General features: G+C 66.6%; 9 protein-coding genes and 1 pseudogene. 6 read left to right on the top strand and 4 right to left on the bottom strand.

Translation table 11 applies throughout. The features are described 5' to 3' along the window. Nucleotides 1-130 precede the first annotated feature (130 nt). The 6 genes from RF641_RS03000 (at nt 131) to RF641_RS02975 (ending at nt 7,582) form a co-directional block, all read left to right on the top strand. A complete protein-coding gene (locus RF641_RS03000; protein WP_424572473.1) occupies nt 131-979 on the top strand; it encodes a plasmid pRiA4b ORF-3 family protein in 849 nt (282 codons plus the stop codon). Nucleotides 980-1,027: 48 nt separating this feature from the next. Further along, nucleotides 1,028-1,507, top strand: coding sequence for a hypothetical protein (locus RF641_RS02995; RefSeq protein ID WP_424572472.1), 480 nt, complete (start codon nt 1,028-1,030; stop codon nt 1,505-1,507). A 124-nt stretch (nt 1,508-1,631) separates the two neighbouring features. After that, complete coding sequence (locus tag RF641_RS02990) at nt 1,632-2,630, top strand: ADP-ribosylglycohydrolase family protein (RefSeq protein WP_424572471.1); 999 nt, start codon at nt 1,632-1,634, stop codon at nt 2,628-2,630. 218 nt (nt 2,631-2,848) lie between these two features. Then, nucleotides 2,849-4,135: an MFS transporter gene (locus tag RF641_RS02985; protein WP_424572470.1), complete on the top strand. Its 1,287-nt coding sequence runs from the start codon at nt 2,849-2,851 to the stop codon at nt 4,133-4,135. A gap of 5 nt (nt 4,136-4,140) precedes the next feature. Then, nucleotides 4,141-4,830: a FadR/GntR family transcriptional regulator gene (locus RF641_RS02980; RefSeq protein WP_161449671.1), complete on the top strand. Its 690-nt coding sequence runs from the start codon at nt 4,141-4,143 to the stop codon at nt 4,828-4,830. 526 nt (nt 4,831-5,356) lie between these two features. Then, nucleotides 5,357-7,582, top strand: coding sequence for a polyribonucleotide nucleotidyltransferase (locus RF641_RS02975; RefSeq protein WP_424572469.1), 2,226 nt, complete (start codon nt 5,357-5,359; stop codon nt 7,580-7,582). 100 nt (nt 7,583-7,682) lie between these two features. On the opposite strand, the pseudogene RF641_RS02970 reads toward RF641_RS02975, so the two are convergent. The 4 genes and pseudogenes from RF641_RS02970 to RF641_RS02955 form a co-directional block, all read right to left on the bottom strand. Further along, nucleotides 7,683-8,794 (bottom strand): annotated as a pseudogene (locus RF641_RS02970) (arginine deiminase family protein). A 207-nt stretch (nt 8,795-9,001) separates the two neighbouring features. After that, a complete protein-coding gene (locus RF641_RS02965) occupies nt 9,002-9,580 on the bottom strand; it encodes a phosphorylase family protein (RefSeq protein ID WP_424572468.1) in 579 nt (192 codons plus the stop codon). A gap of 177 nt (nt 9,581-9,757) precedes the next feature. Then, nucleotides 9,758-10,381: a 3-oxo-tetronate 4-phosphate decarboxylase gene (otnC, locus tag RF641_RS02960; protein ID WP_424572467.1), complete on the bottom strand. Its 624-nt coding sequence runs from the start codon at nt 10,379-10,381 to the stop codon at nt 9,758-9,760. A 44-nt stretch (nt 10,382-10,425) separates the two neighbouring features. After that, nucleotides 10,426-11,862, bottom strand: a complete 1,437-nt coding sequence (locus RF641_RS02955; protein ID WP_424572466.1) for a GntP family permease — start codon at nt 11,860-11,862, stop codon at nt 10,426-10,428. Nucleotides 11,863-11,883: the final 21 nt, after the last annotated feature.

The raw sequence follows: 11,883 nt of genomic DNA, 5'->3' as shown, positions 1-11,883 counted from the left end.
CCGGAGGCCTCGGGGATTCCATGCTCGGCCTGGAACCGGTTTCGGGACCCGCCCCGGAGTGGGATCCGAGCGGCTGGCGGCGGGCCCCGATAAACTCGTGGCCATGCAACCCGTGATACCACTGCGTCGAATGCTCACACTGCGCATCGTGCTGGAAGGCTCCGAACCGGCCATCTGGCGCACCCTGGAAATCGATGACGGCATCATGCTCGACGAGGCAGGGCTGGCGCTGCAATGCGCGATGGGATGGGAGCACGCGCACCTGCAGGCCTTCCACAGCGACCCACCGTATGAGCGCCGGGGTGCCGCGGACCCCATCACCTGGTACGAAGAGCGCAGCCGGTGGGAGATCGGGATCGGCGAACCGCAGGAGATCACGACGCTGGGCCAGGCGCTGAACGCAGCGGACGGCGAACTGTACTTCGAATACGACTTCGGCGATTGCTGGATGCACAAGATCACCGTCGAGTCACAGCGGGCCAAGGCCCGGGACGAGGCTCCCTACCGCGTCATGGACGGGCAGCTGCGCGCCCCGCTGGAGGACAGCGGCGGGATCCACGGCTGGCAAGAGAAGCTCTCGATCTTCCGCGGCGCCCCGGCCCCGGATTTCCTCGATGCCCAGCACATCGTGGACTGGATGCACTGGCGCGGGGGACGCTGGAATCCGCTGGATCCCGCCGAATTCCGCAGGGAGGTGGCCAACCTGCGCCTGGACATGCTTGCCGCGCAATTCACCGGCGGCAACGGCTTGGGCCGCTGGTTCGAAACGATGGAACCGGAGCTGCGCAGGGCGCTGTCCGTGCCTGCCGCGCAGATCGGCTTGAGCCTGGACCCGGCAGGCGGCGCCGCACCGCCGTGGTTCGTGGAGCTGCTCCGCCCCTTCGCGGTGCTGATCGAGCTGTGCAGCGAGCCGGTGAAGCTCACCGCCGCCGGCTGGCTGCCGCCGAAGGTCGTCGGCGAGCTGCTGGACCGCGCGTAGCTGGCGGGCATCGACTACGAACGCGGGGCCACCCAGCGCGAGAACAACATGCCTGCGGTGATCCGGCTGCGCGAAGCGGCCCAGCAGATGGGACTGCTGCGCAAGACCAAGGGGGTGCTCGCCGCGACCCAGCGCGGCCGCAAGCTCAAGGACGATCCGGCGGCGCTGGCCTGCCATGTGGCCCAACGGCTGGCCCGGCCCAAGGGAGAAGGTCCGAAGGGCCGGGACATCGAGAGCGATTCGACGTTCGCCGGGTGGATGATCCGCGCCGGCGGCTTCATCCCGGACCGGATGCAGAAGTACTCGCGGCACCCCGAGCTGTTCATGGACAAGTCCGAGCTGCTGGAGATGTTCGGCTACTGGGATCCGAACCAGCGTGGACCGGTCAACGACCAGTCCCGCCTGCCCGCCCTGCAGTTCTGGTACCTCATCGAACGCCTGCTGGAATTCCGGATGCGCGCGGCGGGGATGGAAGCGCACGTCCCGCAACGGCTGGCCGAGCTGTCGCGCTACCTGCTCCAGGAATAGCCGGCCGGATGTTCCCCGCAAGGCAGGACCGAGTGGCCGACCAGAGGGACCGAACTGTCGCAGCCGTTCGATAGATTGGCAACAGGCCCAAGGGCCGGGGAATGCCTGACGACAAGGGGAATGCATGAAGAATGAAACCGACCGCGACAACCGTGTACGCGGGGTGCTGCTGGGGCTGGCCGCGGGCGACGCGCTGGGCGCCGGCTACGAATTCAAACCGGCCATGGAAGCCGGCGAACCGGTCGGCATGATCGGCGGCGGCCTGGGGGACTTCGCACCCGGCGAATGGACCGATGACACCTCCATGGCGATTGTCATGGCGCAGGCGCTGGCGGCCTCCGGCGGGACGGCGTCGGAGGAAGCCTGCACGCAGATGGTGCGGGGATGGGCCGACTGGGCCAAGAGCGCACCGGATGTCGGTGTGCAGACCAGCGCGGTGTTGCGGGCGGCGGAATCCCTCGCGCGGCGCGGCGGGCGGGAGCTGCCGGTGGCCGCGGATGCCATCCAGGCTGCGGAGGACGCGCACCAGCGGACGGGCCGCTCGGGCGGCAACGGGAGCCTGATGCGCACCGCACCGGTCGCTCTGGCGTACCTGCACCGTCCGGTTGAGGAAGCCTTCGCGGCCGCCGCAAAGCTCAGCGCCCTGACGCACTTCGACCCGGAGGCCGCAGAGGCCTGCGGGCTGTGGACTGCGGCCATCCGCCATGCGGTGCTCACCGGGCAGCTGGATCTGCGCTGCGGGCTGCACCTGCTGGAACCGGCCCGCGCAGGACTCTGGGAACAGCGCATCAGTGCCGCGGAAGCCAGGGCGCCGAAGGACTTCAGCAACAACGGGTGGGTGGTTGAAGCCTTCCAGGGTGCGTGGAGCGCCATCAGCGCCGCCACCGGCCACGGCACCGGGCAGGCTCCGCTGGACCGGCGGGTGCTGGTTGAAGCGCTGGAAGCCGCGGTGCGCGGCGGGGTGGATACCGACACCGTGGCGGCCATCGCCGGATCGCTGGTCGGGGCCGCCTGCGGCGCCCGCGCGATTCCGGGGGAGTGGCTGGGCATGCTGCACGGCTGGCCGGGGCTCAAAGCTGTGGACGTTGGCGATGCGGCGCTGGAACTGGCTGCAGGCCATTGACCCATAGCCACGCAGCGGCTGAGCAGATACTCCGTCCGGCCCTCCGCGGCTGGGTCCCTCTCGGATTGAAGTGGCGGTGCTGGTATCCATGGCACGTCGGCGGTGCCCGGATGCCCGCCAGCGGGTGAGGTTGCCAGTCGAGCAGCGAGGGGCTCTGCGCGGCGCCGCAGCTGGCGGCAGCTTGACCGGCAAAACGTCAGACGTCTAACGTTTGAACAATGACCGAACAGGTAGATTCCATCCCAGCTCCATCTCCCGCAGCAGCGGATCCGGCCCCGCCGGCCGCTCACAGCGGATACCGCAGGGCCACCATGGCGCTGGCCCTGGCAGCTGTCGTTCTCCTGGGTTTGAATCTCCGCGTCGCCGTGGCCAGCGCTGCGGCGCTGTTTCCTGCCTTGCAGGAACTGCTGGGCTACGGTCCCGTGGTGGCGGCGCTCCTGCCGACGATTCCGGTTCTGTGTTTCGCCTTTGCCGGGTTGGCGACAACCCGGCTGATGCGGTGGTCAGGGCTGGAACGGTCCATGATGCTGGCGCTGGTGATGCTTACCGCGGGGCTGTCGATCCGCTTGGCGCCCACCACGTCCATGCTGTTGCTGGGAACTATCGTGGCGATGTCGGGGCTGGCTGTGTGCAATGTGGCCATGCCGTCGTTTGTCCGCAAGTATTTCCCGCAGCGCACGGCGGGCATCACCAGCCTGTATTCCATCACCATGTCCGCGGGAGCTGCCCTGGCATCCGGAATCAGCGTTCCCATCGCCCTGCAGCTGGATTCGCCGTTGGCGGCGTTGGGCGTCTGGGCCATTCCCACGCTGGCGACCCTGGTCGTGGTGGCTCCGCTGGCGATCGGCGCGCGCCGTGAAAAGCCGGCGGTTGGCGCTGCGGGCCAGGTGTCGCCCTGGCCGCTGTTGGCGACCCGCCGCGGCCTGCTGATCACCGGGCTCTTCACGCTGCAGGCCCTGCTGGTGTACAGCATCGTGGGCTGGCTGCCCTCGATCCTGGTTGACCGGGGCATGGATCCCACGGCCGCCGGCATGCTGCTCGGCGGGCTTCAGCTGGTCACCATTCCCGCCACGGTGCTGGTCATGGCCCTGGCCGCCCGGGGACTGCTCCGGGCTGCCTTCATGATTGCCAGCTGCGCCGCGTTGGCGGGTTTCGTGTCCCTTGAGCTGCTGCCGGTTCAGCTGGCCCTGCTCCCGACCGTGTTCCTCGGAATTGGCTTCACCATGTTCCCGCTGGTGATGCTCTCCATCAGCCGCAGCGGTGAGAGCGTCGAGGAGTCCTCGGCCATGTCGAGCCTTGCCCAATCGGTGGGTTACATTGTGGCAGCCATCGGGCCGTTCTCGCTGGGGCTGCTCTCCTCGCAGCTGGGCAGCTGGAGCGTGCCGCTGTGGCTCCTCGTGGCAGCGGCGGTGCTGCAGGTGCTCCTGGCCCTGTGGCTCAGTGCGGGGACGCGCACGCGCCGTGCCGGCCGGCTTCAGCAAGTCGACGCGGGCGCAGGAAAGTAGGCGGGATGTCATCGACGCAGCACTTTTCGCGCCGCGGCCCGCTGTCGCATGAAGTCACCGACTGGCTGCGCGAACGCATCGTGTCCGGCCAATGGAAGCGCGACGAACGCATCCCCTCTGAATTCGAGCTCATGGAGCAGCTGCAGGTGTCCCGTGGCACCCTGCGCGAGGCCATCAAGGCCCTGAGCCATGCGGGCATGCTGGAAGTCCTGCGCGGCGACGGCACCTACGTCCGGGCGGCGAATGAATTCGACGGCGCCGCCCAACAGGTGTACCGGGAGCACAAGGACACCGACGTGCTTCAGCTGCGCTTCGCATTGGACACCCAAGCCGCACGGCTCGCGGCGCTCCGTGCGGATGCCGGTGAGATGGCCAAACTGCGCGAACTGCTCGACGACCGACGCCGCGCCTGGCATGCAGGGGACATCCAGGCATGGATCGACGCGGACTGGAAGTTCCACCTGGTGGTAGCCGAAGCTTCCGGAAACCGGCTGCTGCACGAGGTCTACACGAGTTTCAACGACATCTTCCACGGAACCAAAATGCACCAGCGGCTGCTCGACGGCTTCGACGGATGCCTGGCGGCCGGGCATGAGGAGCTGCTCGGGGCCATCGAGGCACGCGACGAGAAGACGGCCGCCGCCAGCGTTCTGGCCAATCTGGAGTACTGCATGAGCTGGGCGCAACGCGACTGAGCACTCCGCCGCACCCCGGGTTCCGCGCCGGCCTGCCCGGGAGGATCAAAATGCCGTGAAAATCGTCGGTCGGTGCTCATCGGCTGCGGCATTGGTACGCACCAGTGGTTCGGGGACGACGTGGGCGAAGCATGCTCGTTCTCCAGGACGAGTTGCCTGGCCCTCGTGGGGCTGGACAGCGCCATGAAAATCAAGACCCCGGACTTGCTTCGTTCCACCGCAGCCGGTTTTCGGGCAGGCCGTCCCCTCGGGGCGCGCCACGTGATACCTGGCCCACTGCAGCTCTGGCGGTTTCCCGGTAGGCTTAGACATGGGTCGGTGCATCGTGCGCTGCGCCCCGAAAGAAAACAACTCCCAGGACTGACCGACCGTTGGTCCCGACCGCCAGTTTCGCGGTCCTCGGTAGTGATCTTCGCGGAAACCCCCTGGGGTTCACGCGCGGGTCTCGATCGAAGACCAGATCTGGGTAGGGCCATACGGTTCGCTCGTCCGTCGCATGGGAGCGATTGAAAGGAGCACCCCCTTAATGGAGGGTCCAGAAATCCAATTCGCCGAGGCCGTTATCGACAACGGCCGCTTCGGCTCCCGCACCATCCGCTTCGAGACCGGCCGCCTTGCCAAGCAGGCCGCCGGCTCCGCAATGGTCTACATCGACGAAGAGACCGCGCTGCTGTCGGCAACCACCGCCGGCAAGCACCCGCGTGAGGGCTTCGACTTCTTCCCGCTGACCGTGGACGTCGAGGAGCGCATGTACGCTGCTGGCCGCATCCCGGGCAGCTTCTTCCGCCGTGAAGGCCGTCCATCGACCGAGGCCATCCTGGCTTGCCGCCTGATGGACCGCCCGCTGCGCCCGGCCTTCGTCAAGGGCCTGCGCAACGAGGTCCAGGTGGTTGTCACCGTTCTGGCCATCGATCCGGACGAGCTGTACGACGTGGTGGCCATCAACGCCTCCTCGATGTCGACCCAGCTGTCGGGCCTGCCATTCTCCGGTCCGATCGGCGGCGTTCGCGTTGCGCTGGTCGACGACGGCAACGGCGCTCAGTGGGTTGCCTTCCCGCGTCACTCCGAGCTGAAGAACTCGGTCTTCAACATGGTTGTCGCCGGCCGCATCGCCGGTGACGACGTCGCCATCATGATGGTGGAAGCCGAGGCTACCGACAACGCTTGGGAACTGATCAAGGAACGCGGCGCCGTGGCTCCGACCGAAGAGGTCGTCGCCGAGGGCCTTGAGGCTGCCAAGCCGTTCATCAAGGTATTGTGCGAGGCCCAGGCCGACCTGGCTTCCCGCGCCGCCAAGGAAACCGTCGAGTTCCCTGTCTTCCGCGACTACGAAGAGGATGCCTACGCAGCAGTCGAGGCCGCCGCTTCGACCCGCCTGGCGGAGATCTACACCATCGCCGACAAGCAGGACCGCGACAACACCGCCAGCGAGTACAAGGACGAGATCCTTGCCGAACTGGCAGGCGAAGGCAAGGCCTTCGAAGGCCGCGAGGGAGAAATCTCCAAGGCCTTCGGCGCAGTCACCAAGCACATTGTGCGCCAGCGCATCCTGACCGAGCAGGTCCGCATCGACGGCCGCGGCCTGGCTGACATCCGCCAGCTGTCCGCCGAGGTCGAGGTCCTGCCTCGCGTGCACGGTTCGGCCATCTTCGAGCGCGGCGAAACCCAGATCATGGGCGTCACCACCTTGAACATGCTGAAGATGGAGCAGCAGATCGACTCGCTGTCCCCAGTGAAGTCCAAGCGCTACATGCACAACTACAACTTCCCGCCATACTCGACCGGTGAGACCGGCCGCGTGGGTTCGCCGAAGCGCCGCGAAATCGGCCACGGCGCACTGGCAGAGCGCGCACTGGTTCCAGTGCTGCCAAGCCGCGAGGAATTCCCGTACGCCATCCGCCAGGTCTCCGAGGCGCTGGGCTCCAACGGCTCGACCTCCATGGGCTCGGTCTGCGCCTCGACCCTGTCGCTGCTGAACGCCGGCGTGCCGCTGAAGGCAGCCGTGGCAGGCATCGCCATGGGCCTGGTCTCGGACACCGTGGACGGCGAAACCCGCTACGCGGCCCTGACCGACATCCTGGGCGCCGAAGACGCCATGGGCGACATGGACTTCAAGGTCGCAGGTACCTCCGAGTTCGTGACCGCGATCCAGCTGGACACCAAGCTGGACGGCATCCCTGCCTCGGTGCTGGCCGCTGCGCTGACCCAGGCCCGCGAAGCACGCCTGCACATCCTGAACGTGCTGAACCAGGCCATCGACGCACCGGACGAGCTGAACGTCAACGCTCCGCGCATCATCTCGGTGAAGATCCCGGTTGACAAGATCGGCGAGGTCATCGGCCCGAAGGGCAAGATGATCAACCAGATCCAGGAAGACACCGGCGCTGACATCTCGATCGAGGACGACGGCACCGTGCTGATCGGCGCAACCAACGGCGAATCCGCCGAGGCTGCCCGTTCGGCCATCAACGCCATCGCCAACCCCCAGGTTCCTGAGGTCGGCGAGCGTTACCTGGGCACCGTCGTGAAGCTGACCACCTTCGGTGCGTTCGTTTCGCTGACCCCGGGCAAGGACGGCCTGCTGCACATCTCCGAGCTGCGCAAGATCAACGACGGCAAGCGCGTGGAGGACGTCGAAGACGTCGTCGGCGTTGGCCAGAAGATCCAGGTCGAGATCACCAAGATCGACGACCGCGGAAAGCTGTCGCTGGCCCCAGTGGTCGAGGAAGAGGAGACCGTCGGCGCCGAGTAGGCCAGGCATTCCCGCCTGATGATCCCGTTCCGCCCTCGTGGCGGGGCGGGATCATCCCGTTAACCGGGCAGTGGGCAGGTGCCGCGGCGAGGGGGAGTGACTATAACTCGGCCGGGTCGCGCGACAGCGGTGAGGTCAGGCAGTGCCCGCCGCCGCGGCCGCGCCCGAGCTCGGCCCCGACAATTGTGATGACTTCCACGCCGTGTTCGCGCAGCAGCGAATTGACGTGGGTGTTGCGGTCATAGGCGAAGACCACCCCGGGCTCCACGGCCACCACGTTGTTGCCCGAGTCCCACTGCTGGCGTTCCCCGGCGTACCAGTCGCCGCCCGGCTTGATGGTGCGCAGCCGCTTCAATCCCATCGCGTCGGCGACCACCTTGACGAACGGGTCCTTTTCCTCGGTGACCTCGAACGCGCCGTTGTCGCCCGGGCGCAGCGAGAAGGTGTGGATCCCGTCGACGATGCCCGGGTAGTAGGTGACCAGGTCGCGATCGGCGACGGTGAAGACGGAGTCCAGGTGCATTGCCGAGCGAAGCTTCGGCATCCCGGCGACCACCACGCGTTCGGCGCTGCCCGCGTTGAACAGGCTCTCGGCCAGCTGGGTGATGGCCTGGCGGCTGGTGCGCTCGGACATGCCCACCAGCACGGTGCCGTTGCCCACCGGCATGATGTCCCCGCCCTCCAGGGTCGCCTGGCCCCAGCGTTGTTCCGGGTCGCCCCACCGTAGATCCAGCTGGTGGTGTCGCGGGTGTAGAGCGTGTTGGGCAGCGGCGGCATCTGGTACTCGTTGATCCCGGTGGATTCCCGGACCAGTGCGAGGTAGCCGTTGCGGAATTCCTCCGGCAGTTCGCGCGTGGACAATCCACCGATCAGGTACTCGGCGAGCAGGATGTGATCGAGCGAATCAAGGTAGGCCCGCGTTTCCTCAACCAGCCCGAACCCCACCTCGTTGGCGACGATCTTGCGATCCAGCAGCCATTCCTTGGCTTCGGGGATGGCCAGTGTTTCCACCAGCAGGTCATGCAGCTCCACCACTTCCACCCCACGGCTCTCCAGCTTCCGCACGAAGTCCCGGTGATCGCGCTGGGCGTTGTGCACCCAGAGCAGGTCATCGAACAACAGGTCATTGTGGTTCGATGGCGTCAATCGTTCCTGTCCAAGCCCGGGGCGGCAAACGAGGACCTTGTTCAGCTTGCCCACCGCGGAATACATGCCGTGCGCTGCCTGTGCCATGTTCGCCCTTTCTCGAAGTGGCACAAATGTACCGGCTGGATTTGCCACGAGGCAGTGATTCTCAGGAAAATCCCGAGATCGTGATAAGGCATGGTGGGGCAGGGTGTGGCGCCGGCTGGGAAACCGCGCTGGCGGCAGATCGCAGGGGTAGGGAAAAAGTTGGCGGGCCGAAGCGGCTGAGGGCGTTTAGGAAACCGGTACGATTTCCCGATCCAGGTGCTGGTCCCAGAAGGCGCGCAGTTGCCGGCTCTTGCGCTCGACAACCTCGAACCAGTCCTCGATCGTGGTGTTGCTGTCGGCGAACTCCGAGGGAATCTTGAAGATCTGCAAGGGGACGTTGAATCGCTCGCAGACGCTGGCGTAGGCGTAGCCCTCCATGTCCACCAGCTGGGCACCCAGCCCGGCAAGCCGGATTCGTTGCTCGTCGTCGCTGACGAAGACATCACCGGTGGCCATGGTCAGTTGCCGTTCGGTGAGCAGCACGTCACCGGCCGGACGCAGCGGCGCCGATTCGAGCGGGAAGTCGTGCTGGATGACCGTGGTGACCTGGTAAACGGTGTCTATGTCCGGGCGCTGCTCGCCGTCCACGATCACGCCGGCGGTGCCCAGCACCACGACGCGCTCGTAGCCGCCGCCGGCCAGGGCCCCGGCGAGCGCCACCGCCGCGCCGATCTTTCCGATGCCGGTGACCAGGTGTTCAACATCCGAAAAGGCGGTGGCCTCGCCTTCGTGGGCGAACACGTACAAGGTCTTCTGATCCGGCATTCCCGTCCCCTACATTCCTGGTGCCCGGCCCTTGGCCGGCCGGGACATCCCTTCAAGTTTAGCCCTCGCGCGCCACCGGAAGTTTCACGGTGGCCGGCGCGTGCTCTACGCCAAACGACAAGAGGCCGGGATCGGGCAATTTGTCATTGCCCGATCCCGGCCGCGCATGTGGCTTGATCAGCGCGTGAGCAACGCCTGGATTTCGCCTTCGGTCAGCGGACGGGTCTCACGTCCATGCAGCAGCAGTTCCAGCTGCGCCGAGACCTCCAGCTCCTCGGCCGAGTCGACGGCCTGGACCAGGGTGGCCCCGGCGACCAGGCTTCCGTGGTTGGCCAGCAGCAGGGCCGGAGCCTTTTCCGACGCCTCGACGATGTCCTGCTCCATCCGGGGATCGCCCGGCTTGTAGTAGGGCACCAGGGGAATGTGCGAACCCATGCGCATCACCAGGTAGGGGGTATGCGGCACGATCGTGGATTCTCCGGCCGGGGCCAGGCAGCTGACGGCGGTGGCGAAGGTCGAATGCAGGTGCACGATGGCGCCGGTCTGCGGGCGGGCCCGGTACATCGCCTGGTGCATCACCACTTCCTTCGACGGCCTGTCGCCGTCGATGTGGTTGAACTGATCGTCCAGCAGCGACAGCCGTTGCGGATCAAGCCGGCCAAGACTCGCGTTGGTCGGCGTCATCAGGTATCCGCCCTCGACCTTGACGCTGATGTTCCCGGCACTGCCCACGGAGAATCCCCGTTCGAACAGGCTCGCCGCCAGACGGACGAGTTCCTCACGAATCTCTGTGTACTTCACGATCATTCCTTCTAGGGGTGGTAGAGGTTGTGCACGCGGTATTGCTACACGAACAGGTCGGCGACCAGCAGCGTGACCAGGCAGGTCGCCCAGCCGATGGTGGTCGGAACGGACCAGGTCAGGATCTGGCGCTTCACGTCGGTGACTCCCAGCATCCGGTTGACCACCCAGAACAGCGAGTCGTTGAAGTAGCTGAAGACCATGGCGCCCAGCGCCGCGGCCTGCGCGGCCAGAACCATGTTCACGTCCGGGATCTGCGCCAGGATTGGCGCGGAGATGGAAGCCGAGGTGATGATGGCCACGGTGCCCGAGCCCTGGACCAGGCGCACCAAGGTGGCGATCAGGAACGGGATCAGGATAGTGGGCAGGGGCAGGGTGGACGCCCACTGGCCGATCGCGTCGCCGACGCCGCTGTCACGCAGCACTCCACCCAGGGCACCGCCGGCGCCGGTCACCAGCAGGATGATGCCGGCCGACTCCACGCCCTTTTCCATGTCCTCCAGGACCGAATTGCGATCCTTCTGCCGCGCCAGGCCGTAGATGGCCAGGATCACGCCGATGCCCACGGCAATCACCGGGTTGCCGATGAAGGTGGTGACCTGCACCAGCGCATCCGGGACAACGCCCTCGGTGGCGGAGGCCAACGCGGCAACGGCGGTGTTCAGGAAGATCAGCACGATGGGCCCGATCACCGGCAGCAGGGACATGAACAGCGAGGGCAGCTGCTTCTCGCGTTCGCCGGCAAGCGCGCTGAACTCGGCATACGCCTCCTTCGCGGTGGCCGGCTCGCCACCCTGGCCGGAGGCTGCGCCCACGCTGGCGGAAACCGGGGCCATGGCCTCGATCTTCGGGCCGGCGAAACGGGCGTAAAGGGTCACCGTGGCCAGCGCCGGAAGCGTCAGCAGCAGTCCGTAGAGGATCATGTCGCCCACGGAGACGCCGTAGATGCCGGCGGCACCCAGCGGTCCGGGAGTGGGCGGTACCGCGTGGTGGGTGAGCACCATGCCGCCGGCCAGGGCGATGCCCAGGGTCAGCTTGGAGCGCCCGGCACTGGTGGCAAGGGCCTTGACCAGCGGGGTCAGGATCACGAACGCGCTGTCGACGAAGATCGGGATGGAAATGATGTAGCCGGCGGCTGACATTGCCCATTCCTCGCGCTTGGTGCCCAGGAAGCGGATCATCGAGATCGCCAGCTTCTCGGCGGCACCGGAGACTTCAAGGATCCTGCCCATCATCACGCCGAAACCGACGACCAGGCCGATGGTGGCCAGCGTGGAGCCAAAGCCCTTCGAGATGGAGGCGACGGCCTCCTCGGGGGTCATCCCGGCTGCCAAACCGGCAATGGATGCCGCGATCACCAGAGCGAGGAGTGCGTGGACCTTGGTCTTCAGGACCAGGAAGATCAGCACGGCGATGGCAACAACCAGCCCGATGATTGCCGACGGGCTGGTCGTCGCGATTGCGTCTACCGCAAAATTCATGATGGTTTCCTAGGGGGTGGG

The organism is Arthrobacter sp. 'calajunan' (assembly GCF_046940185.1).
GTDB classification, from domain to species: domain Bacteria; phylum Actinomycetota; class Actinomycetes; order Actinomycetales; family Micrococcaceae; genus Glutamicibacter; species Glutamicibacter soli.
Note: the sequence above shows the minus strand (reverse complement) of the source record. Positions and strands in the feature narration are given on the sequence as shown.